The organism is Microbacterium sp. MM2322 (assembly GCF_964186585.1).
Lineage (GTDB): Bacteria > Actinomycetota > Actinomycetes > Actinomycetales > Microbacteriaceae > Microbacterium.
Map to the genome: position 1 here is coordinate 2,677,388 of NZ_OZ075067.1, position 23,113 is coordinate 2,700,500.

General features: G+C 69.9%; 21 protein-coding genes. 9 read left to right on the top strand and 12 right to left on the bottom strand.

The features are described from left to right. Window positions 1–199 precede the first annotated feature (199 nt). Genes ABQ271_RS13010 through ABQ271_RS13020 form a run of 3 tightly spaced genes read right to left on the bottom strand, consistent with a single transcriptional unit; the run spans window position 200 to window position 1,705 of the window. Window positions 200–535, bottom strand: coding sequence for an SH3 domain-containing protein (locus ABQ271_RS13010; protein WP_349309157.1), 336 nt, complete (start codon window positions 533–535; stop codon window positions 200–202). After that, a complete protein-coding gene (locus ABQ271_RS13015) occupies window positions 528–932 on the bottom strand; it encodes a Rid family hydrolase (RefSeq protein ID WP_349309158.1) in 405 nt (134 codons plus the stop codon). Before ABQ271_RS13015 ends, ABQ271_RS13010 begins: the two co-directional genes overlap by 8 nt. After that, window positions 929–1,705, bottom strand: coding sequence for an enoyl-CoA hydratase-related protein (locus ABQ271_RS13020; protein WP_349309159.1), 777 nt, complete (start codon window positions 1,703–1,705; stop codon window positions 929–931). The genes ABQ271_RS13015 and ABQ271_RS13020 overlap by 4 nt, the downstream gene beginning before the upstream one ends. Before the next feature lie 144 nt (window positions 1,706–1,849). On the opposite strand from ABQ271_RS13020, the gene ABQ271_RS13025 reads away from it, so the two are divergent. Then, a complete protein-coding gene (locus tag ABQ271_RS13025; protein WP_349309160.1) occupies window positions 1,850–5,539 on the top strand; it encodes a choice-of-anchor I family protein in 3,690 nt (1,229 codons plus the stop codon). A gap of 67 nt (window positions 5,540–5,606) precedes the next feature. On the opposite strand, the gene ABQ271_RS13030 is transcribed toward ABQ271_RS13025, so the two are convergent. The 6 genes from ABQ271_RS13030 to ABQ271_RS13055 all read right to left on the bottom strand — a co-directional run bounded on the left by ABQ271_RS13030 (window position 5,607) and on the right by ABQ271_RS13055 (window position 11,766). Continuing rightward, window positions 5,607–6,791: a thiolase family protein gene (locus ABQ271_RS13030; protein WP_349309161.1), complete on the bottom strand. Its 1,185-nt coding sequence runs from the start codon at window positions 6,789–6,791 to the stop codon at window positions 5,607–5,609. After that, a complete protein-coding gene (locus tag ABQ271_RS13035; protein ID WP_349309162.1) occupies window positions 6,788–7,978 on the bottom strand; it encodes a bifunctional 2-methylcitrate synthase/citrate synthase in 1,191 nt (396 codons plus the stop codon). The genes ABQ271_RS13030 and ABQ271_RS13035 overlap by 4 nt, the downstream gene beginning before the upstream one ends. Window positions 7,979–8,000: 22 nt before the next feature. Further along, window positions 8,001–8,900 carry a methylisocitrate lyase gene (gene prpB, locus ABQ271_RS13040; protein WP_349309163.1) on the bottom strand — a complete coding sequence of 300 codons (900 nt, stop codon included), beginning with the start codon at window positions 8,898–8,900 and terminating at the stop codon, window positions 8,001–8,003. Continuing rightward, window positions 8,900–10,426, bottom strand: coding sequence for an MmgE/PrpD family protein (locus ABQ271_RS13045; RefSeq protein WP_349309164.1), 1,527 nt, complete (start codon window positions 10,424–10,426; stop codon window positions 8,900–8,902). Before ABQ271_RS13045 ends, prpB begins: the two co-directional genes overlap by 1 nt. After that, window positions 10,423–11,091: a GntR family transcriptional regulator gene (locus tag ABQ271_RS13050; RefSeq protein ID WP_349309165.1), complete on the bottom strand. Its 669-nt coding sequence runs from the start codon at window positions 11,089–11,091 to the stop codon at window positions 10,423–10,425. The genes ABQ271_RS13045 and ABQ271_RS13050 overlap by 4 nt, the downstream gene beginning before the upstream one ends. A gap of 87 nt (window positions 11,092–11,178) precedes the next feature. Continuing rightward, complete coding sequence (locus ABQ271_RS13055) at window positions 11,179–11,766, bottom strand: TetR/AcrR family transcriptional regulator (protein WP_349309166.1); 588 nt, start codon at window positions 11,764–11,766, stop codon at window positions 11,179–11,181. A 68-nt stretch (window positions 11,767–11,834) separates the two neighbouring features. On the opposite strand from ABQ271_RS13055, the gene ABQ271_RS13060 reads away from it, so the two are divergent. The 3 genes from ABQ271_RS13060 to ABQ271_RS13070 all read left to right on the top strand — a co-directional run bounded on the left by ABQ271_RS13060 (window position 11,835) and on the right by ABQ271_RS13070 (window position 14,225). After that, complete coding sequence (locus ABQ271_RS13060; protein ID WP_349309167.1) at window positions 11,835–12,812, top strand: zinc-binding dehydrogenase; 978 nt, start codon at window positions 11,835–11,837, stop codon at window positions 12,810–12,812. Window positions 12,813–12,887: 75 nt separating this feature from the next. Further along, window positions 12,888–13,682 (top strand): hypothetical protein, encoded by a 795-nt coding sequence (locus tag ABQ271_RS13065; protein WP_349309168.1) that lies wholly within the window; start codon window positions 12,888–12,890, stop codon window positions 13,680–13,682. A 9-nt stretch (window positions 13,683–13,691) separates the two neighbouring features. After that, window positions 13,692–14,225, top strand: a complete 534-nt coding sequence (locus tag ABQ271_RS13070) for a ribonuclease H (protein ID WP_349309169.1) — start codon at window positions 13,692–13,694, stop codon at window positions 14,223–14,225. Window position 14,226: 1 nt separating this feature from the next. Here the strand turns inward: ABQ271_RS13070 and ABQ271_RS13075 are convergent, their stop codons facing one another. Together ABQ271_RS13075 and ABQ271_RS13080 are read right to left on the bottom strand one after the other, a co-directional pair. After that, window positions 14,227–14,703 carry an NUDIX domain-containing protein gene (locus ABQ271_RS13075; protein ID WP_349309170.1) on the bottom strand — a complete coding sequence of 159 codons (477 nt, stop codon included), beginning with the start codon at window positions 14,701–14,703 and terminating at the stop codon, window positions 14,227–14,229. Between the two features lie 16 nt (window positions 14,704–14,719). After that, complete coding sequence (locus tag ABQ271_RS13080) at window positions 14,720–15,733, bottom strand: aldo/keto reductase family protein (protein ID WP_036309737.1); 1,014 nt, start codon at window positions 15,731–15,733, stop codon at window positions 14,720–14,722. Between the two features lie 157 nt (window positions 15,734–15,890). Between ABQ271_RS13080 and ABQ271_RS13085 the strand changes: the two genes are divergently transcribed. From ABQ271_RS13085 to ABQ271_RS13095, 3 genes are read left to right on the top strand one after another with little or no spacing between them, the layout of a single operon-like run. After that, window positions 15,891–16,934: an ABC transporter substrate-binding protein gene (locus ABQ271_RS13085; RefSeq protein ID WP_349309171.1), complete on the top strand. Its 1,044-nt coding sequence runs from the start codon at window positions 15,891–15,893 to the stop codon at window positions 16,932–16,934. After that, complete coding sequence (locus ABQ271_RS13090) at window positions 16,907–17,983, top strand: iron chelate uptake ABC transporter family permease subunit (RefSeq protein ID WP_349310906.1); 1,077 nt, start codon at window positions 16,907–16,909, stop codon at window positions 17,981–17,983. Before ABQ271_RS13085 ends, ABQ271_RS13090 begins: the two co-directional genes overlap by 28 nt. Then, entirely contained in the window at window positions 17,980–18,741 is a 762-nt protein-coding gene (locus ABQ271_RS13095) for an ABC transporter ATP-binding protein (RefSeq protein WP_349309172.1), read from the top strand. The genes ABQ271_RS13090 and ABQ271_RS13095 overlap by 4 nt, the downstream gene beginning before the upstream one ends. Before the next feature lie 26 nt (window positions 18,742–18,767). Here ABQ271_RS13095 and rlmN read toward each other — a convergent pair whose 3' ends face one another. Beyond that, on the bottom strand, window positions 18,768–19,991 hold the full coding sequence (gene rlmN, locus ABQ271_RS13100) for a 23S rRNA (adenine(2503)-C(2))-methyltransferase RlmN (RefSeq protein WP_095996060.1): 1,224 nt from the start codon (window positions 19,989–19,991) through the stop codon (window positions 18,768–18,770). Window positions 19,992–20,082: 91 nt separating this feature from the next. Here rlmN and ABQ271_RS13105 point away from each other — a divergent pair, with 91 nt between their 5' ends. Beyond that, window positions 20,083–20,976, top strand: coding sequence for a PRD domain-containing protein (locus ABQ271_RS13105; RefSeq protein WP_349309173.1), 894 nt, complete (start codon window positions 20,083–20,085; stop codon window positions 20,974–20,976). 216 nt (window positions 20,977–21,192) lie between these two features. Beyond that, window positions 21,193–23,052, top strand: a complete 1,860-nt coding sequence (locus ABQ271_RS13110; RefSeq protein ID WP_349309174.1) for a beta-glucoside-specific PTS transporter subunit IIABC — start codon at window positions 21,193–21,195, stop codon at window positions 23,050–23,052. The last annotated feature ends 61 nt before the right edge of the window (window positions 23,053–23,113 follow it).

A 23,113-nucleotide genomic window follows, 5' to 3' on the forward strand; every position in this document is an offset into this window, starting at 1 on the left:
CCGAGCACACCCGACTAACGCTCACGAACATGCGTCACCGGACCCCATCCGTCCCGTCCGCAGGGCGCCGCCCGCCAGCCCTCCCGTAGGGAGTCGGCCCCCGGCCAGTTGCGCAGAGCGGCGGCCGCCCGCGGCGGCCGCCCGCGACGCCCTTAGACAGCCCACCATCACCAGCGACTCCCGCGGACCGCCGCAGCTGTCAGCCCGCGACACCCAAGGCCCGGTGCGGGATCCAGCCTTCCGCGCCACGCGCATCACGGCACCACGCCCACTCGCTCTCCGGATCGTCGACGATCACCTCGACGATGTCGCCGGCAAGGGCTCGCAGTTCGGTCGTGTCGTACGCCGTGACGACGACGCCATCTTCGATGTACCGCGCGGGAACCCACCCGGTTCCTCCGGCGGCGGTCACGAACACGAACGCAGGCCACTCGTCATCTCGCGCGCCGGCATCCACCCGGTCGCCCACCCCTACCTGCAGAGGCGGTCGCTCCGGCGGCTCGTGATCGGCGAGAAGGATCCGGCGATCACCCACGGTGCACCGCCGCGACAGCCTCGATCTCGACGAGCTGATCCGGGTACCCGAGCGCGGCCACACCGATCAGCGTGCTCGGCACGTCGTGGTCGCCGAAGGCCGCTCGTACGACATCCCACGCCGCCACCAGATCTCGCCGGTCCGAGGACGCCACCAGGACCCGCGTCGAGGCGACGTCGGCGAGCGCGGCACCGGCGGCATCCAACGCGACGAGCATCGTTTCGACGCAGCGGCGAGCCTGACCGGCAACGTCGCCGACAGCGACCGTCGAACCGTCGTCGGCCAGCGGGCACGCACCCGCGAGGAAGATCAGCTCCGTCCCCGCATCGACCCGCGATGCGTACGCGTACGGCGCCGCGGCGAGACCCTCGGAGCGCACAAGACGGACGGCGCTCATCGGTGCCGGAACTCCGGTGCGCGCTTCTCGCGGAACGCCGCCATGCCTTCCTTCTGGTCGGCGGTGTCGAACAGCCCCGCGAACGCCTGCCGCTCGAACCGCAGCCCCTCGGCGAGCGTCGACTCGACAGCGACATCGAGCGCCGCCGTCGCGGCGTACAGAGCCGGCAACGGCTTCGCGGCGATCGCCTGCGCCGTGCGCTGCGCATCGTCCAGAAGCTCCACCGCGGGGACGACGCGCGAGACCAGTCCCGCACGTTCCGCCTCATCCGCCGTCAGCTGTCGCCCGGTGAGCACCAGCTCGGCAGCCTTGAACGACCCGATCGCCCGCACCAGCCGCTGCGTGCCCCCCAGGCCCGGGATCACCCCGAGACCGATCTCGGGCTGCCCGAACCGCGCCGAGTCGGCCGCGAGGATGATGTCGCACATCATCGCCAGTTCGCACCCGCCGCCGAGCGCATACCCCGACACCGCGGCGATCGTCGGCGTCCGCACCGCGGCGAACCGCGACCACTTGCCGAAGTGGTCCGCGAGCAGCATCTCGCTCCCGCTGAGCGCCTCCATCTCTTTGATGTCGGCACCCGCCGCGAACGCCCGCTCGCTGCCGGTGAGCACGATCGCACCGATCCCGGCATCCGCGTCGAAGGCCTCCGCGGCATCCACGACATCGTGCATGACCTGTGCGTTGAGGGCGTTCAGCGCCTCGGGTCGGTTGAGGGTGATCCACCCGACGCGCCCGCGCGTCTCGGTGAGGATGGTCGCGTAATCCGTCATGCCCTCATGCTCGCAGACGGATGCCGCCACGCGCCGGACACGGTCCGTTCACCGTCCGTCCACCCTGCGGCAGGCGCCCCGGACACTCGCGCTCGATAGGACAGAGGAGCGCACCTCGCGCACGACTCCGATCACGAGGAATCCATGCCTTCGCACGCCTTCCGCAGCACCGCCCGTCGCGCCCTCGCGCTGGGCGTCGTCACCGCCGTCACCTGCACACTCGCCGTCAGCGCCGCCACCACGGCGACCGCCGCCGTGGTGCCCGACCCCATCGCCACGTCCGCGACGGACGCCCCACTCACGCTCACGCCGATCGGCTCCTACGAGACCGGCGTCTTCGACGCCTCCGCGGCCGAGATCGTCACCGCGTACAAGAACCGCCTGTTCGTCGTCAACGCCGAGGCAGGCGTCATCGACGTGCTCGACGCCTCCGACCCGACCGCTCCGACGAAGCTCTTCTCCCTCACGTCCGAGGGCGTCGCGAACTCCGTCGCCATCCGCGAGGACGGTCTCGGCATCGCTGCCATCGAGGCGCCCGACAAGACGGCCCCCGGGCGCCTCGTCTTCTTCGACGCGGATGCCGCGACCGCCGACACTGCGACGCTCGGCGCCGTGCAGGTCGGTTCCCTTCCCGACATGGTCACCGTCGCCTCCGACGGGGCGTACGCGGTCGTCGCCAACGAAGGCGAACCCGCCGACGACTTCAGCTCGGACCCCGAGGGATCGATCGGCGTGATCTCCCTTCCGACCGCCAAGAAGGCTCCTGCCCAGAGCGCTGTCCGCACCGCCGACTTCCACGCCTACGAAGCCGCAGGGGCACTCGACCCCGACGTCCGCGTCTTCGGTCCGACCCCGAACGGCGACGACCACCCGGTCAGCCGCAACCTCGAACCCGAGTACATCACCGTCGTCGGTGGCGTCGCCTACGCCACCCTGCAGGAGGCGAATGCGATCGCCACGGTGGACCTCGAGTCGGCGACGGTCACCGACATCCATGCCCTCGGGGTCAAGGATCACGGCCTCCCGGAGAACGCGCTCGACCCGAGCGACCGCGACGACAAGGTCGAGCTCCGCACCTACAACGGCCTGAAGGGCATGTACCAGCCCGACGCGATCGACTCCTACACCGCCGGCGGCACCACCTACCTCGTGACCGCGAACGAGGGCGACGCTCGGGAATGGGGTGACTACGCCGAGGTCGTGCGCGCCAAGGACCTCGGTGACGACGGCCTCGCGCCCGTCTGCGACGACAGCCCGGTCGCCGACTCCCTCGGCGACGAGGACCTCGGCCGCCTCAACGTGACCGTCGAGAACGGCCTCGACGCCGACCGCGGCTGCTACGACGAGCTCTACTCCTTCGGCGGCCGGTCGTTCGCGATCTGGACGACCAGTGGGGAACTCGTCTGGGACTCCGGGTCGAGCTTCGAAGAGGTCACCTCAGCCGCGGCGCCCGAGTTCTTCAACTCCAACCACTCCGAGTCGAACCTCGAGGGTCGCAGCGACGACAAGGGGCCCGAGCCGGAGAGCGTCACGATCGGCGAACTGAGCGGACGGACGTACGCGTTCGTCGGCTTCGAGCGCGTGGGCGGTGTCGCCGCGTACGACATCACCGATCCGGCATCCCCCGACTTCGTCACCTACGTCAACAACCGTGACTTCTCGCAGTCGGTCGAGGACGGCGGCGACCTCGCGACGGCCGGCGACCTCGGCCCCGAGAGCATCGCGTTCATTCCCGCCGACGAGTCGCCGAACGGTTCGGCGATGCTCGCCGTCGGCAACGAGGTGTCCGGCACGACGACGCTGTTCGCGATCGAGGACGCTCTCGACCCGATCGACATCGACATCCTCACGATCAACGACTTCCACGGTCGCATCGAAGCCGACGGTGCGCAGGTCGGCGCCGCCGCCCTCGCCGGCGCCGTCAATGCCGCCGAGGCCGAGAATCCGAACACGCTGTTCGTCTCGGCGGGCGACAACATCGGCGCCTCGACGTTCACCTCGTTCATCCAGGACGACGAGCCCACGATCGACGCCCTCGTCACCGCAGGCCTCGACGTCTCGGCCGTCGGCAACCACGAGTTCGATCAGGGCTTCGAGGATCTGACCGATCGCGTCATCCCGCGCTACGGCAGCGACGAGTTCGCCCTCGGCGCGAACGTCTACGAGAAGGGCACGACCACGCCCGCCCTGCGGGAGTACACCGTCAAGACCGTCGACGGAGTCCGCGTCGCGTTCATCGGCACGGTCACGACCGACACGGCCACGATGGTGAGCCCCGACGGCATCGCCGACATCGAGTTCGGTGACCAGCTCGCCGCGGCCAACCGCGTCGCGGCAGAGATCGCCGACGGCGACCTCGCCGACGTCACCGTCCTGCTGACCCACTCGGGCTCGGCGACCTCGGACGACTGCGACGTCGTGGCATCCGACCCGTCCGCCTTCGGCGACCTGGTCCGCGGGGCGTCCGACGAGATCGACGCGATCGTCTCGGCGCACACCCACCAGACCTACGCGTGCGAGGTCGCCGCCCCCGGTGGTGACACCCGGCCCGTCATCCAGGCGGCCGAGTACGGCACCGCCCTCGGCCGCCTCGAACTCGAGGTCGACCGGAGCTCCAAGGAACTCCTGTCGATCACGGGTGCCACCGAGACGCTCGCCGAGGGCGGCTACGAACCGGATGCGGAGGTCGCCGACATCGTCGCGGACGCCGCCGCCTTCGCCGAGGTCGAAGGTTCGGAGCAGGTCGGACAGATCAGCGGAGACATCCTTCGCGGCGGCACCGAAGGTTCGGACCGCGGCGTCGAGTCGTCACTCGGCAACTGGGTTGCGGACGTCTACCTCTGGGCCACCTCGAACGAGGACTACAGCGGGACGCCGGCGCAGATCGCCCTCATGAACCCGGGTGGCCTGCGCGCCGATCTACTCCGCGGCGACGACGGCATCGTCACCTATCGCGAGGCCGCCGACGTGCAGCCGTTCGCCAACACTCTCGTCACGGTGCCGCTCACGGGCGCGCAGCTCGAGGCCGTCCTCGAACAGCAGTGGAAGGCCGAGGGCGAACGCCCCAAGCTGCACCTCGGCGTCTCCGACGGGTTCTCGTACGAGTACACCGAGGCCGACCCCCTTCCGGGCGAGACCGTCGGACGCGCGGGCGACGTGACGTCGATGACCTACCAGGGCGAGGCGGTGCAGCCCGACGATGTCTTCACGGTCGTGACCAACTCGTTCCTCGCGGCCGGCGGCGACGGCTTCGCAGCCTTCGCCGACGGGACGGTCCGCACCGACACCGGGCAGATCGACCTCGCCGCGACCGTGGACTACTTCGCCTCGCGCGACGTCGTCGACCCGGCCCCCCTCGGCCGCGCCGCGAAAGTCACCGAGCCGACCGAGCCCGGCGAGCCCACCGAGCCCGGTGAGCCCGGTGAACCCACCGAACCCGGCGACTCGTCCTGGGCGACCATCGAGCTCAGCGCGACGACCGTCGTGCAGGGCGGGTCGTTGCGGGTCGACGTGTCCGGCCTCTCCCCCGACCAGCGGATCGCCGCCACGCTGTTCAGCGAGCCGCTCGTGATCTCCGGTATCCCCGCAGCGGATGCCGAGGGTCAGGTCTCCTTCACCGTCCGCGTCCCGGACGACTTCGAGACCGGCGCGCACACGCTCGCCGTCTCGACCGAGGGTGAGGAGGACATCCGCATCCCGATCACCGTCACCCTGGCGGGCGGTCTCGCCAGCACGGGCGGCGACGCGATGCCGCTCGCGGCGCTCCTCGGCGGCGCCGGCGTCCTGCTGGTGCTCGGCGCGGTGCTGGTGCGTCGACGCCGCCAGCAGGCCTGACCGGCTGACGCAGCGGTGGCCCCTCACCTCCGGGTGGGGGCCACCGTCGTTCGAACGGATGCCGCGGTCAAGCGTCCCAGCGTCGCAGCAGCGCCGCGAGCGCCTGCCCGCCCCCGATGCACATCGTGACGATCGCGAACTCGCCCCCCGTCCGCTGCAGCGTGAGGGCTGCGCGGACGGTCAGGATCGTGCCGGTCGCGCCGACGGGGTGGCCGAGCGCGATCGCGCCACCGTAGGGATTGGTCCGTTCCGGATCGAGCCCCGTGTCGCGCATCACCGCGATCACCTGCGACGCGAACGCCTCGTTGAGTTCGACCGTCGCGACATCGGCGGGGCTCAGCCCCGTCTGCGCGAACAGCTTGCGCAGCGCGAGCGTCGGCGCGTACCCCATGATCGCCGGGTCGAGCGCGGCCGTCGTGACGGCCTCGATCGTCGCGAGTGCCGGCAGTCCCTCAGCGCGCACGTCGGACTCGCGCATCAGCACGGTCGCGGCGGCGCCGTCGTTGATGCCCGACGCGTTGCCCGCCGTCACCGTGCCGTCCGCGGTGAACGCGGGGCGCAGCCGGGCGAGGGCTTCGAGCGTCGTATCGGGGCGTGGGTGCTCGTCGAGCGTCACCTCGACGGGCCGCCGGTCGGTGGTCGTCGTGGCGACGATCTCTTCCGCGAACGCGGCGCGGGCGGCATCCGTCGATGCGCGACGCTGGGACTCGACGGCGTACGCATCCTGCTCGGCGCGCGTCACCGCGAACCGCTCCGCGACGGTCTCGGCGGTCGTCCCCATGTGGCGGCCGCTGAACGGATCCGTGAGCATCGCGAGGGTGCCGTCGAGCAGCTGGCGGTGCCCCAGTGTGGCGCCCGAGCGGGCATCCATGTCGTAGAACGGCATCCGCGTCATATTCTCGGCACCGCCCGCGACGGCGACGTCGATGCCGCCCCAGCGCAGCTCCTGCGCCGCCGACCAGATCGACTGCAACCCCGACCCGCACAGCCGGTTGACCGTGAAGGCGGGGGTGTCGTCGGCGAGGCCGGCGGCGAGAGCGATGCGCCGCGCGATGTACGCGTCGCCCGCGACCTGACCGATCGTCCCGATGACCACCTCGCCGACGCGTGCGGCATCGACTCCGGAGCGCCCGAGCGCCGCCGAGACGGCCTGCGCGCCGAGTTCGTGCGCGGGAGTGCCGCGGAACGCACCGTCGAACCGGCCGACGGGGGTGCGCGCTCCGGCGACGATGACGACGCGCTCGTCGCTCATCCGGCGGCTTCCTCCGGCCGCTCCAGCGCCTCGACCTCGGCGGCATCCGGAACGTAGCCGTCGATGTGGCGTTCGTCCGAACCGCTGTACGCGGCCAGGGGGCGGATGAGGGCGTTGGATGCCTGCTGTTCCATGATGTGCGCCGTCCACCCGGTGATGCGCGCCGCGATGAACAGGGGCGTGAACGTGAGCGTGTCGAAGCCCATGAGGCTGTACGCGGGACCCGACGGGTAGTCGAGGTTCGGGTAGATGCCCTTCCGCGCCACGAACTCGGACTCGAGCTTCTCGTACAGCTCGGCGACCTCGGGGCGGTCGTAGTGCACGACGAGCGCGTCGAGCGCGGCCTTCATCGTGGGCACGCGCGAGTCGCCGCGCTTGTAGACGCGGTGACCGAACCCCATGATCTTGCGCTTCGCAGCGAGCGCTTCGTCGAGCCAGGCCACGACGGCGTCGGCCGAACCGATCTCGTCGAAGATGTGCATGACGGCCTCGTTCGCGCCGCCGTGGAGCGGTCCCTTCAGCGCGCCGATCGCACCGACGACGGACGAGTACAGGTCGCTCAGCGTCGACGCGATCACGCGGGCGGTGAACGTCGACGCGTTGAAGGAGTGCTCGGCGTAGAGGACCATCGAGCGGTTGAACGCGTCGACGACGGCCTCGTCGGGCTCCTCGCCGAACGTCATCCAGAGGAAGTTCGCGGCGTACCCGAGGTCCTCACGCGGCTCGACGATCTCCTGCCCGCGACGACGGCGCTGACCGTACGCGACGATCGCGGGGAGGATCGCGAACAGACGGATGCTGCGGTCCAGGTTCTCCGCCGGGGTGCCCGCAGCATCCAGCACGTTCGCGATACCCGCGGTCTCGAACGATCCGAGCAGGCTGACGACGCTTCGGGCCTCGTCCATCGGGTGCGCGGAGGTCGGCATCGCGTCGATGAAGGCGCGGATGTCGGCGGGCAGCGCGCGGTTCGCGCGCTCGAGCGCCTGCAGCTCGGCGAGCTGATCGGCCGTCGGCAATTCGCCGTGCCACAGCAGGTAGGCGACCGCCTCGAACGGCTGGGTCGCCGCCAGCTCCTGGACCGGGTACCCGCGGTACAGCAGCGAGTTCGTCTCGGGGTTGACCTTGCTGATCGCCGTCGTGTCGGCGTAGACGCCGGCCAGGCCCTTCTTGATGTCGGGGTCGCTCATGCTCGCTCCTGTTCGTCGGCCGTCATCGGTCGATCCGGAAAGTGAAGACGTTGGTGTCGAAGTGGTTGTACGACTCGTAGTCGATGAGGTCGTACAGATCGGCGCGGTGTTGCATCTCGCCGAGACGGGACGTGAGGTGTCCCTCGTCGATCAGCGTATCGAGCGCACGCTCGGCCGCGCCCATCGCGATCCGCAGGAGCGACACCGGCCAGATGACGATGTTCACCCCGACATCCCGGAGCTGGTCGACCGAGAACAGGTCGCTCTTGCCGAACTCGGTCATGTTGGCGAGGATCGGCACGTCGACCGCGGCACGGATTGCCGCGAACTCCTCGAGGCTCCGCATCGCCTCGGGGAAAATCGCATCAGCCCCGGCATCCACCAGCTTGCGCGCGCGGTCGGTCGCGGCATCCAGTCCGTCGACGGCGCGGATGTCGGTGCGCGCCATCACGAGGAAGTTCGGGTCGCGACGCGCGTCGACGGCGGCACGGATGCGCTTGAGCGCCGTGTCTTCGTCGACGACCGCCTTGCCGTCGAGGTGGCCGCAGCGCTTCGGGTTGACCTGATCCTCGATGTGCGCACCGGCGATGCCGGCGTCCTCGAGGGTCTGGATCGTCCGCGCGACGTTCATCGGCTCGCCGAAGCCGGTGTCGGCGTCGATGATCGCCGGCAGTTCGGTGGTGCGGGCGATCTGCTGACCGCGCGCGGCGACCTCGGTGAGGGTCGTCAGCCCGATGTCGGGCAGGCCCAGGTCGGCCGAGAGGACGGCGCCCGAGATGTAGACGCCCTCGAACCCCTTCCGCTCGATGAGGCGTGCCGACAGCGGGTTGAACGCGCCGGGGAAGCGGAGGAGCTCGCCCGTTGCGAGCCGCTCGCGGAACAGGCGGCGCTTCTCGTGCGCCGGGGTCTGCGCGTAGAGCATCAGAACAGTCCCTTCGGAGCGGGTGCGGCCTCGAGCACGCCGGGAGCCGCAACGACGTCGAGCTGCCGCACCTCGTCGGCGGTCAGCTCGGGCAGGCGCTCGGCCAGCGTGAGGAAGCGCTCGATCTCGGCGGGCTCGAGCACGGGCTCTGCCAGCAGGCGGAACTTGCGGACGTAATCCGCCCGCGCGAACGGGCGGGCGCCGAGCGGGTGGGCGTCGGCGACGGCGATCTCATCCACGACGGTCGAGCCGTCGGTGAGGGTGATCTCGACTCGACCGCCGAACGCCTTCTCGTCGGGGTCCTCCGAGTGGTAGCGGCGCGTCCACTCGGCATCCTCGGCGGTCGTCACCTTGTGCCACAGCTCGACCGTGTCGGCCCGGCCGGCGCGCTCGGGAGCGTAGGAGTCGACGTGGTGCCACCCGCCGTCCTGCAGCGCGACCGCGAAGATGTACGGGATCGAGTGGTCGAGGGTTTCGCGGGATGCCGTCGGGTCGTACTTCTGCGGGTCGCCGGCGCCCGAGCCGATCACGTAGTGCGTGTGGTGGCTCGTGTGCAGCACGATCGAGGCGATGTTGGCCGGGTCGCGGAGTTCGGGCCGCTCGGTGCCGAGCTTGCGGGCGAGGTCGATCCAGGCCTGCGCCTGATACTCGGCCGAGTGCTCCTTCGTGTACGTGTCGAGGATGCCGCGCTTCGGCTCCCCTGCTGCCGGGAGCGGCACGTCGTACGCGGCGTCCTTGCCGTCGAGGAGCCACGCGATGACGCCGTCCTCCCCCTCGTAGATGGGGGACGGCGAGGTCTCGCCGCGCATCGCACGGTCGACCGCTTCGACGGCCATCTTGCCGGCGAAGGCGGGGGCGTGCGCCTTCCACGTCGAGATCTCGCCCTTCCGCGACTGACGGGTCGCGGTCGTGGTGTGGAGGGCCTGTCCAACGGCCTGGTAGATCGTGTCGACGTCGAGCCCCAGCAGCGTGCCGATCCCGGCCGCGGCCGAGGGGCCGAGGTGGGCGACGTGGTCGATCTTGTGCTTGTGCAGGCTGATCGCGCGCACGAGGTCGACCTGGATCTCGTAGCCCGTCGCGAGCCCGCGGACGAGCGCCGCACCGTCGGCGCCGACGTGCTGCGCGACCGCGAGGATCGCGGGGATGTTGTCACCCGGGTGCGAGTATTCCGCTGCGAGGAAGGTGTCGTGGTAGTCGAGCTCACGGACGGCGACGCCGTTCGCCCACGCCGCCCACTCGGGGCTCGTGCGGGTCTCGTTCGCCACGCCGAAGACCGTCCCGCCGTGGCCGTTCGCCGACACCGGGTGCGAGAGCGCCTGCGAGCGTGCGGCACTGACGGGGCGACGGGTGAGGGATGCCGCGGCCACCGCCGCGTTGTCGATGATGCGGTTCACGATCATGTCGACGACGTCGGCCTCGACGGCGACGGGATCGACGGCGACCTGCGCGATCTTGTACGCGAGCTGCTCTTCGCGGGGCAGCGGCTCGTCGCTGCGGTACACGCGGACGTGGTGGGTGACGGTCATGTCGGTTCCTCCGGGGAGTCGGTGGTCAACGAATCGAGAATCGAGGTCAGGGCGTTGTGCAGGTGGACGTGTGTGGCGTGGGCGGCGAGGTCCCCGTCGCCCGCCGCGATCGCACGGGCGATGAGCTGGTGCTCGGCGACGGAGGCGATCAACCGCTCGGGCTTGTCGCGGGCGAGGCGACGGACGCGCACGAGGTGCGTACGGACGGTCCGGAGCGCCGAGGTGAGGTAGTCGTTGTCGACCGCGGCATCCAACTCGGCGTCGAACCGACCGATCAGGCGGTAGTAGGCGTCGGCGTCGGACGCCGGTCCGCCGGATGTCTGCGTCGCGGCGAAGTCCTCGGCGAGCGCGTCGAAGATGGACCGGTCGGCGGTTCGCGCTGCGAGCCTCGCGGCGGTCTCCTCAAGCGCGCGGCGCACGTCGAAGATGGCGCGGATGTCGTCGGCGTCGATGCCGCTGACCGTCGTCACGCGAGGCGACACCTGGGTGACCAGCCCGTGGGAGGCGAGCCGGGCGATCGCTTCGCGGAGCGGGGTCCGGCTCACACCGAGACGTGCCGCCTGCTCCGCCTCACCGAGGACGGTGCCCGGAGCGAGCGCGCCGGACTGGATCTCGTCGAGGAGAGTCGCGTAGGCGCGATCGCTGGCGCGCTTCCCGTGACTCACCCCTTCAGTGTATGCATTGATGCCGATGAAGGAGACTCGAGAGAACGATCAGCGTGATTCGGTATACACAGAAAAGCAACGGCGAGCTCAGCCGCGCCATCCCGCCACCAGCGGGCCGACCGCGTCGAGGCCTCGGGTCGCGGCATCCGCATCGGTTCGCGCGAGGGCGAGCGCGGCGATGACGAGGGATGCCGTGGCCTCGGCGAGCGGGGCGGTCGACGCCGCCGTCAGGTCGGGACGGGCGGCCGCCACCCCTGTCGCGACGGCGCCGCGCACGTCGTCGAGGTAGGCGTTGACCAGCTGACGGACCTCGGGTTCATCGTCGACGAGGGGTCCGCAGGCGGCGTTGATGAGGAGGCATCCCGACCGAGCGCGCGAGGACCCGTCGGCGATCGCGGCGCGCATGCCGGCGATGTACTCGCCGAGCGCCTCGGGACCGGGGGCGGACTCTCGGAGCGGCTCGAGTCGCACGCGGACGACCTCATCGAGGTAGCGCGCGACGACGGCCTCGAAGAGCCCCTTCTTGCTCCCGAACGCGTGGTAGATGCTCGATCGCTTGAGTCCGGTCGCCTGTTCGAGCTCGCCGATGCCGGTCTCGGCGTAGCCGCGCGCCCAGAAGACGTCGCGCGCGGCGCGGACGACGTCGTCGCGGTCGTATGCGCTGGTGCGGCCCATGGTGGATCCTCTCGGTTACTCGTAGTATATTGTACCGATCGTTACAAAATGACGCTATGGAGGAAAACATGCGCGCAGTCACCCACCCCGTTTTCGGCGAACCGGCCGACGTCCTCGAGACGACCGACGTCTTCGACCCGACGCCCGGTGCCGGCGAGGTCCGCGTACGTCTCCTCGCCTCGCCCATCCACAACCACGACCTGTGGACGATCCGCGGCACCTACGGCTTCAAGCCCGAACTGCCCGCCCGCTCCGGCACCGAGGCCGTCGGCGTGATCGAAGAGCTCGGCGAGGGTGTCGAGAACCTCCAGGTCGGCCAGCGCGTCGCCACCGGCGGCACCTTCGGCGTCTGGGCCGAGCAGTTCGTCGCTCGCGCGGCAGGCCTCATCCCCGTCCCCGAGGGCCTCCCCGACGAGCAGGCCGCTCAGCTGGTCTCGATGCCGTTCAGCGCCATCAGCCTCATCGACTTCCTCGACCTGAAGCCCGGCGATTGGATCGTCCAGAACGCCGCCAACGGCGCGGTCGGCCGCATGGTCGCCCAGATCGGTCGCGCCCGCGGCCTCAACGTCGTCGGCCTCGTTCGTCGCAGCGCCGCCGTCGCGGAGCTCGCCGAGCAGGGCATCGACCGCATCGTCGCCGTCGACACCGACGACTGGCAGGACAAGGTCGCCGAGATCACCGGCGGCGCCTCGATCATCGCCGGCGTCGACTCGGTCGGCGGCGAGTCGAGCGGCCATGTCCTCTCGCTCCTCGGCGAGAACGCCACCCTCGTCGTCTTCGGCGCGATGGACGCACCCGTAATGCAGCTCGCCTCGGGACCGGTCATCTTCCGCCACATCACGATCAAGGGCTTCTGGGGCAGCAAGGTCAGCACCGAGATGGATGCCGCCAAGCGCGGCCAGCTGTTCGGTGAACTCGCCCAGCACCTCTCGTCCGGCGTCCTGACCCTTCCGGTCTCGGCGACCTTCCCGCTCGAGCAGGCGCGCGACGCCGCCCGTGCCAGCCTCACCGCCGGCCGCGTCGGCAAGGTGCTGCTCCGCCCGTGACCTGAGCCGGGGCCTCGCACCCGCGAGGCCCCGGTCCCCTATGCTCGGCGCAAGCGACGACGGCGGGGGGCCGAAGTGGATGCCGACGACACGCAGGCGCCGTGGTCGGCCCGGCGCCTGCTCTTCACGAGCGCCGCCGCCGGCAGCGTCGCGTTCGTCGCCGGGTCACTCCTGTATCTGAGCCTGCTGGGGTCGGACTCGAGCGCCGCGACCCTGTGGAGCCTGCTCCCTGCCCCGGCCATCTGGACGGCACTCATTGCCGTCGTCGCTCTCGCCGCCGCGCGGGTGCGGGTCGACGTCGCGCCCGCGATCGCGTTCGCCCTGGCTCCCATCGCCTCGATCCTGACTTCCGTCTGGGAGGACGGGGGCGCCCTGTTCATGGGCGATCTCGTCACCACGGCCATCCTGATGGGCCGGACGGTCGGGTTCACCGCCTCCGCCGCCGTGGGCATCGCCGTCGCCCGAGGGTTCGCCCGCCACCTCGACCACCGGGTGTGGTTCGGCACCCTGTCGCTCGTTGCGATTCTGGTCGCGATGGTCGCGCTGTTCGCCCTCCCGTTGCAGTTCCTCCTCGTCTACTTCTCTCTGGGTGGCACGACCCCGCAGGCCCCGCCCGAGGCGGGCACCCGCTACGTCGTCACAGTGACGGTGGGCGCGGCGGCTGTCCTCGTGGCAATCGCCTGCGCTGCGGTCGCGCGTCGACCCGCACTGATCTGGTGGGCGGCGGTCACCGTCCTCCTAGGACTGTGCGTGGCCGCCGCGCTGCCCGTGCCGCGAGATCGGTTCGAGCAGCAACCCGCGCCGGAGCCGCGTCCGTCATGGACGTACGTCCCCTGCTACGGCGAAGGCCGGGGATGTGAGGGCGGGTAGCGTGGAGCGGTGACCGAAACCTCCCGCTATGTCGTGGCCACCGACGGCGCCTGCAAGGGCAACCCCGGACCGACGGGCTGGGCCTGGGTCGGCGAAGACGGCCACTGGGCGGCCGGGTCGGTCGTGCAGGGCACGAACAACATCGGCGAACTCCTCGGCCTGCTGAAGGCGATCGAAGACCACGCCGACATCAGCGAGCTCGTCGTGCAAGCCGACTCGAAGTACGCCATCGACACCTATGAGAAGTGGATGGACGGACACCGCCGCCGCGGCTGGAAGACCTCCACCGGCGCCCCGACGAAGAACGTCGACCTGCTCGAACAGCTGATCGTGGCACGCGACGCTCGCCGCGCCGCGGGTCTTCCCGACGTCGTCCTCGAGCACGTCCGCGGTCACCGCGGCCATGTCCTCAACGAGTGGGCCGACGAGCGCGCCGTGCGCGGGGCGGAACACGCGGCATCCGGGAAAGAGTCGGCCTGGTCCTCGCTCGGCGGCCGTCACGACAAGCTCGACGTGTCCGAGGCACCCAAGAAGAAGCGCTGACTCAGGCAGCGTCTCCGAGAAGCTCGGCGAGTCGGTCCAACGCGGGCCGCTGGCCCTTCACCACTCGCTCCCGGGCGCGGTCCACCGGCATCCATTCCGCGCGGTCGACCTCGGGGAACGACGCGGTCTTCCCCGACCGCGGCGGCCACTCCATCTCGAACTCGCCGAAGACGAAGTCGGATGCCTCGAAGCCTGATCCGTCCGCGACGAAGACCGTCACCCGCTTACCGGACGAGTACGCGAACGTGCCGAGTTCGGCGTAGTCCGTCTCGGGCGGCTCGACGCCGAGCTCCTCACGGAACTCGCGCTTCGCGGCATCCATCGCGTCCTCACCCTCGGCGAGCTCGCCCTTCGGGATCGACCACGCACCCTCGTCCTTCGACGCCCAGAACGGCCCACCCATGTGAGCGACGAGCGCCGACACCCCGCCCGTCCCGTCGAGACGGTAGAGCAGGATGCCGGCGCTGTGCGTGACCACGGACGGGCGGCGCTCGTCAGATCAGGCGCGACTTCGGCGAGACGGAGTACGTCTCCTCCGGGTCGGTGACCGCGACGGGTGCGAGCGCGTCGTTGATCGCCGCGTACGTGTCGTCGTCGAGTTCGATACCCGAGGCCTTGACGGTGTCCTCGAGCTGCTCGGGACGCGACGCCCCGATGATCGCCGCGGCGATGTTCGGGTTGTGCAGCACCCAGGCGAGGGCGAGCTGCGGCATCGTGATGCCTGCCCCCTCGGCGATCGGCTGCAGCTTCTGCACGGCAGTCAGGGTCTCGTCCTTCATGAAGCGCTTGATCATGTCGGATCCGCCCTTCTCATCCGTCGCGCGCGAGCCTTCGGGCAGCGGCTGACCGGGCTGGTACTTGCCGGTCAGCACGCCCTGCGCCAGGGGCGACCAGACGATCTGCGAGATGCCGAGCTCTTCGGAGGTGGGGACGACCTTGCCCTCGATGACCCGCCACAGCGCGGAGTACTGCGGCTGGTTCGAGACGAGCTGGAAGCCCAGCTCCTTCGACAGCGCGTGGCCGGCGCGGAGCTGCTCGGCGGTCCACTCGCTGACGCCGATGTAGAGCGCCTTGCCCTGGCGGACGATGTCGGCGAAGGCCTGCATCGTCTCCTCGAGCGGGGTCTCGTAGTCGTAGCGGTGCGCCTGGTACAGGTCGACGTAGTCGGTGTTCAGTCGTTTGAGCGAGCCGTTGATGCCCTCGAGGAGGTGCTTGCGCGAGAGGCCGTGGTCGTTCGGACCCTTCGGGCCGGTCGGCCAGTAGACCTTCGTGAAGATCTCGAGCGACTCGCGACGCTGGCCCTTCAGCGCGTCGGCGAGGACGGACTCGGCCGCCGTGTTCGCGTAGGCGTCAGCCGTGTCGAACGAGCTGATGCCGAGATCGAGGGCCTTGTGAACCGTCGCGATCGCCGCGTCGTTCTCGACCTGCGATCCGTGGGTGAGCCAGTTGCCATAGGTGAGTTCCGTGACCTTGAGGCCGCTGTTGCCGAGGAATCGATAGTTGACCATTCTTCGACGCTACTCCCGCCGCCGACGGGTCAGGCGCGGCCTTGACACGGTCACGCCGACAGCGAAAGCGAACGGGGCGACTCCCGTCGGCGGAAAGGTAAGGCTTACCTTGCTACGATCGATCATCGACGTCCCCGCCCCCGACGAGAGACCTTCGATGCCCTTCCCCCGCCGTTCCGCCCTGCTCGCCACCTTCACCGCCCTCGCCCTGGCCCTGTCCGGGTGCGGCGCGTCTGAGGTCGTCACCGAGAAGGCGGCCGCGACCGGCGAGCGCTCGACCGACTACCCCGTGACGATCGAGAACTGCGGGCGGACCGTCGAGGTGGATGAGGCGCCGCAGCGCGTCGTCTCGCTCGACCAGAACTCCACCGAGATCCTGCTGTCGCTCGGCCTCGCCGACCGCCTCGTCGGGACGGCGTCGTGGACCGACCCCGTCCTCCCCTCGCTCGCCGACGAGAACGCGAAGGTCCCGCGACTGGCCGACAACGCACCGACGTACGAGGTCCTGCTCGGCGCCGACCCCGACTTCGTGACCGCCTCGTTCGGGCGTCACTACGCCGAGGGCGGCGTCGTCACGCGCGACCGCCTCGACGAGACCGGGATCGGGTCCTACCTCTCCCCCACCGACTGCTCCGACGACCGGAGCGTCAACGGGGGCGGCACGCGGACCACGCCGCTCACGGTCGACGATCTGTACACGGAGATCCGCGAACTCGCGACCATCTTCGACGTCCCCTCCCGCGGCGACGCCCTCATCGCCTCGCTGAAGAAGCGCGCCGCCGCGGCCGTGGAGGGTGTCGACTTCGGCGGCGAGAAGGTCGTCTTCTGGTTCGCCGACACCCGCACTCCCTACGTGGCCGGCGGCCGCGGAGCGCCCGCGATCCTCGCGGAGAAGACGGGGATGACGGGAGCGTTCCCCGATCAGACCGACGACTGGCCGGCCGTGTCGTGGGAGGCCGTCGTCGACGCCGACCCCGACGTCATCGTCCTCGGCGACCTGCAGCGGGATCGCTTCCCCGGCGACCGCCTCGACGACAAGATCGCCTTCCTCGAGAACGACCCCGTGACCCGCACCCTCACCGCTGTGAAGGAGAAGCGGTTCATCGCCCTCCACGGCGCCGAGATGAACCCCTCCATCCGCTACGTCGACGGGCTCGAGAAGATCCGCACGTGGTGGGACGAAAACGAGGCAGGACGCTGACTTCCGCCGCCGTCCTGCCGCAGCGCAGGACCCGCCGCATCCCGATCGTCATCCTCACGACGGTCGCGTCGCTCGGCGTCATCATCCTCACGATCGCCGTCGCGCTGACGTTCGGGCCGGCGAACGTGTCCCTCGTCAACGTCCGCGACGTCATCACGAACCACCTCGGCGTCACCGACATCCCGGTGCGCGTCGCAGCCGATGCGATCGTGTGGCAGGAGCGGCTGCCGAGGGCGCTCGTGGCCGCCGCGTGCGGCGCAGGCCTCGGCCTCTGCGGCGTCATCCTGCAATCGCTGCTCCGAAACCCGCTCGCCGACCCGTTCGTCCTCGGCGTCTCATCGGGTGCGTCGACGGGCGCCGTGCTGTTCGGCGTGTTCGGTCTCGGCGGCGGCGTCCTCACCCTGTCGGGCGGCGCGTTCGCGGGAGCGCTCGTCGCGTTCGCCCTCGTCCTCGTCATCGCGCGTTTCACCGGCGGCGGCACCGCCTCCTTCGTCCTCGCGGGGATCGCGGCGACGCAGTTCTTCTCCGCGCTCACCTCGCTGGCCGTCTTCGCGTTCGCCGACTCCGACGAAACCCGCGGCGTCATGTTCTGGCTGCTCGGCTCGCTCGAGGGCGTCCGGTGGGATGACGTCGTCCTCTGCGCCGCCGTGGTCCTCCTCGGCGCGATCGTCGCGTTCGCCTCGGTGCGCCCGCTCGACGCGTTCGCGTTCGGCGACGACGTCGCGGCATCCCTCGGCATCCACGTCGCACGCACCCGGATGCTGCTGCTCGTCCTCACCGCATTGATCGCCGCGACCCTCGTCAGCGTCGCCGGCGCGATCGGGTTCGTCGGGCTCGTCCTCCCGCACGCCGCACGGCTGCTGGTCGGATCGCGTCACGCCCGCGTCATCCCGGTGACGATCGCCCTCGGCATGGTCTTCATGATCACCGTGGATGCCGTCTCCCGGGTCGCGTTCGCACCGGTCCCGCTCCCGGTGGGCGTCGGCACCGCCCTCATCGGGGTACCGGTCTTCGTCGCCCTCCTCGTTCGGCGGAGGAGGCGCGCATGAGTCTCGTCGCAGAACACGTGTCGTGGCGTCGCGGCGGCACGCTCGTCGTCGACGACGTCTCGCTCGCGCCGAGGCCCGGATCAGTCGTGGGCCTTCTCGGCCCCAACGGGTCGGGCAAGTCCTCGCTCCTCCGCGTCCTGCAGGGCATCTCCCACCCGGACGCCGGCCGCGTGCTCCTCGACGGGTCCGACATCCGTCACCAGCGCCGCCGCGACGTCGCTCGCAGCGTCGCCGCCGTCACTCAGCACGCCACGACCGAGGTCGACCTGACGGTGCGCGACGTCGTGCGGCTCGGCCGCACCCCGCATGCCTCGCTCTGGGGTTCGAACGGCGCCCGCGACGACGCGATCGTCGACGCCGCCCTCGCGCAGGCGGGTCTGACCGCGAAGTCGGATGCCCGATGGCACACGCTCTCGGGCGGGGAGCAGCAGCGAGCCCACATCGCACGGGCCCTCGCGCAGGAACCCCGCGAGCTGCTGCTCGACGAGCCGACGAATCACCTCGACATCCGCCACCAGCTCGAGCTGCTCACCCTCGTCCGGAGCCTCCCGGTGACGGTCGTCGTCGCCCTGCACGACCTGAACCTCGCCGCGATGTTCTGCGACGAGGTGCTCGTCATGGCCGTCGGCCGGGCGGTGGTCGCGGGCCCGCCCGCCGAGGTACTGACGGAAGCGCTCATCGAGGAGGTCTACGGCGTGAGGTGCCGCGTCACGATCGACGGCGATCGGCCGACGATCGCGTTCACCCCGCCGCAGTGAGAGCGATCAGGCCGGTGTGATCCGGATCAGACGGATGCCGCCGCGACCTGGTCCTCTTCGGTCGCAACGAGCTGGCCGCACGCACCGTCGATCTCCTTGCCACGGGTGTCGCGGAGGGTCGTCGGGATGCCGGCCTCGTTGAGGCGTCGGACGAACTCGTTCTGCACGTCGACATCGGACGACGTCCAGATCGATCCGGGCGTCGGGTTCAGCGGGATCGGGTTGACGTGCACCCAGCCGCGACCGCGCGCGTTGAGCTTGTCGGCCAGCAGATCGGCGCGCCAGGCGTGATCGTTCATGTCCTTGATGAGCGCGTATTCGATCGACACGCGGCGTCCGGTCTTCTCGAAGTACTCGCGTGCGGCATCGAGCGCCTCGTCGACCTTCCAGCGCGAGTTCACCGGGATCAGCTCGTCGCGCAGGAGGTCGTCGGGAGCGTGCAGCGACAGCGCGAAGGTGACGGGGATCTCCTCGTTGCTCAGCTTTCGGATCGCGGGCACGAGGCCGACGGTCGAGATCGTGATGCCGCGGGCGCTCATGCCGAGGCCGTGCTTCTTGTCGACCATCGTGCGGACGGCCGTCATGACGCGGGCGTAGTTGGCGAGGGGCTCGCCCATCCCCATGAAGACGATGTTCGTGACGCGCTCGTCCTTGTGTCCCACCTTGCGGGGGTCGCCGAGGCCGCCGTCGGCGATGAGGCGGTTGGCGCGCACGACCTGGTCGACGATCTCGGCCGCCGACATGTTGCGGGTGAGCCCCGCCTGGCCGGTGGCGCAGAACGGGCAGTTCATGCCGCATCCGGCCTGACTCGACACGCACAGCGTGATGCGGCCGGTGTAGCGCATGAGGACCGACTCGACGAGGGCGCCGTCGTGCAGCCGCCACAGGAACTTGATCGTGTCGCCGCCGTCGGTCTCGAGCCGGCGCACCTCGGTCATGAGGTTCGGCATCAGACCCGTGACCAGCTCGTCGCGGTTGCCCGCGGGCAGGTCGGTCATGTGCGCGGGGTCGGAGGTGTAGTGCTGGAAGTAGTGCTTCTCGAGCTGACCGGCGCGGAAGCCCGGCATCCCGAGCTCCTTCAGCTTCTCGACCCGCTGGTCGTGGGTGAGGTCGGCGAGGTGCACCGGCGGCTTGCCGCGCTTCGGGCTCGCGAACTGCAGGAGCGGGCGACCCTCGGCATCCTTCGCCTGGGTCCACCCCTCGGTCGTGGGACGCACCTGCTTGGGCGTCGTCGTGCGCACGGCGGACATGCCCTCAGGGCGCGCGGGAGTGGACTCGGTCATAGGTTCCAGGCTACCGGGACGGGCTGGGCGGATGCCGGGCGGCCCTAGACTCGTCGCCATGACGGCAGGTGCTCCGCAGCGACGCGGAACGATTGTGCACAAGGTGCTCAACAACAACGTCGTCATCTCCCTCGACGAACAGGGCCGGGAACGGGTCCTCATGGGCCGCGGGCTCGGATTCCAGCTCAAGGCGTCGGACACCCTCGACCCCACCAAAGTCGAGAAGACCTTCATCCTCGACACCGGCGCGGACGGCGAGCGCGAACGGCGGATGCTGACAGACACCCCGTATCCGATCGTCGAGGCGGTCACGCGGGCCGTCGACCAGGCCGAGCGGGCGCTCGGCCATCAGCTCGGCCGGCCCCTGACGATCGCGGTGATCGATCACGTGCAGTTCGTCCTCGAGCGACTGGCGAAGGGCATCCGGATCCCCGCGGCGAACATGCCCGAACTGCGCGTGCTACATCCGGCGGAGTTCGCGGCCGCGCAGAGCATGGCCGCATCGATCTCGGCGGCGCTCGAGACCGAGCTGCCGGCGGAGGAAGCCGTCTTCCTGACGATGCACGTGCTCAACGCGACGCGAGACGAACCGAACGGCACGGCGGCGCTGTTGTTCCGCCGCGTGCAGCACGTCGTGATGACCGTCGAGAACGGACTCGGGGTGACGCTCGACGTCGAGAGCCCCGATTACGCGCGCTTCGTGCTGCACATCCAGTTCCTGCTGCAGCGTCTCGTGTCGCGGACGATGCTCCGCAGCGGCGACAGCTCGTTCTTCGAGTTCGCGAAGCACAGCTACCCGCGCTCGTTCGAGATCGCCCAGGAGGTGAAGGCGTACGTGAAGGCGGCGACGGAGTCCGAGTTGACGGATGAGGAGCTGCTGTACGTCATCGTCCACGTCGAACGACTGGCCACTCAGGTCGGTGCGCACCCCGCCGCCACGACCGAGAGCTGACCCTCGCATCCCATTCGGATGCATGCTAACGTGACCTCTCGCAGGGCGGTGTCGCCCTGCACGCGACGGATTGTTACTGCGGCAGCAGGCAAAACCTGAACTCACATCGCTTTCGAGCGATGAACGAGTTCAGGTTTTTTTGTTGCCCGGAAACAGCGCCGACGCGTGTGCCACCCGAGACTGCCGCGCCGATGCGGCAAGGAAGAGCGTGTCCCCATGGACTACTCGAAGACCGCGGCCGGCGTCCTCCAGGGCGTCGGCGGAGAAGAGAACGTCAGTTCTCTCGTGCACTGCGCAACACGTCTGCGCTTCGTGCTGAAGGACGAATCGAAGGCCGACACCGCCGCCGTCAAGGCGACTCCCGGTGTCGTGACCGTGGCACAGGCCGGCGGCCAGTACCAGGTCGTCATCGGCAACGACGTCCCCGACGTCTACGCCGAGATCGGAAAGATCTCGAAGCTCGGCTCGGCCTCGGCCGACGGAGCCGTCAGCGACGCCCCGAAGGGCAACCTGTTCAACCGCTTCATCTCGATGATCTCGTCGATCTTCACGCCCGTCCTCTGGGCGCTCGCCGGGACCGGCCTGCTGAAGGCGTTCCTCGCCGCGGCGGTCACGTTCGGTTGGATCACGACCGACACCTCGACCTACGCGGTCCTGAACGCCCTCTCCGACGCGTTCATCAACTTCCTCCCGATCGCCCTGTCGATCACGGCGGCCCGCTATTTCAAGGCGAACGAATGGACCTCGCTCGCCATCGCCGGCGCGCTCGTCTACCCGACGATGGCCGGGCTGGTCGGTCAGCCGGGCCTCACGTTCTTCGGCATCCCGTTCACCATGGTCAGCTACGTCTCGAGCGTCATCCCGATCATCGTGATCGTGTGGCTGCAGAGCTACGCGGAGAAGTTCCTCTACGCCAAGCTCCCCGGAGCGGTGAAGCGCTTCATGACCCCGATGATCGTCGTCCTGCTCGCTGTCCCCCTCGTCTTCGTCGTGATCGGCCCGATCTCGGACCTGCTCGGCGGCGGGCTCGGCAAGGGCATCGGCTGGGTCTTCGACAACGCCCCGTGGGCCGGCGGCGCCATCATGGGTGGCCTGTGGCAGGTCTTCGTGATCTTCGGCCTGCACTGGGGACTCGTCCCGCTGTTCACCCTCGAGTTCCAGACCACGGGTCAGATCCTCCTGGTCGGACCGGTCTTCGCCGCCGTCCTGGCGCAGGCCGCAGCCGTCGCCGGCGTCTGGGTGCGTGCGCGCAACAAGAACCTCAAGTCGCTGGCCGCTCCCGCGACCCTCTCCGGCTTCCTCGCCGGCATCACCGAGCCCGCGATCTACGGCATCAACCTCCCGCTCAAGCGTCCCTTCGCCTTCGGTATCGTGGGCGGCGCGATCGGTGGTGCCATCATCGGCATCGGCGGCGTCTTCGCGAAGGCGTTCGTGGTCCCGTCCGGCCTCGCCCTCCCGGCACTGTTCGGCAACGGCAACATGCTCATGCTCGTCATCGGTCTCGGTGTCGCCATCCTCGTGCCGTTCCTGTTGACCGTGATCGTCGGTTTCGTCGAGCCGACCGAGGACGCCGCGCCCGCTCCGGCGTCGGCTGAGAACGACCTCGTCGTCCTCAGCCCGCTCGACGGTACCGTCGTCGCGCTGTCGGAGACTCCGGATGCCGCGTTCGCCGAAGGCGCGCTCGGCGACGGCGTCGCGATCCTCCCCCGCAGCGGCGCGCTCTACGCGCCGTTCGACGCCACCGTCGCGGCGGCGTTCCCGACCGGTCACGCGATCGGCCTGCGTCACGCGGACGGTGCCGAAGTGCTCATCCACATCGGCATCGACACCGTGAAGCTCGGCGGACAGCACTTCGACGTCAAGGCCACGACGGGCCAGCAGGTGAAGGCGGGCGATCTGCTCGTCGAGTTCGACGGCGACGCGATCGAGAAGGCCGGGTACGACCTGACCACCCCGATCGTCGTCACCAACGGCGAGCTCTACCCGTCGATCGCCGACCGCGCCGCGGGCCCCATCGCCCACGGTGAGCCGCTCTTCACGGCTGTCTCGGTCGAATCCGCGGCCGTCTCGGCCTGACGCCGACCGGATGCCGGGCGTCCCCGCCCGAGGGACGCCCGGCATCCCTCCACATCTGACA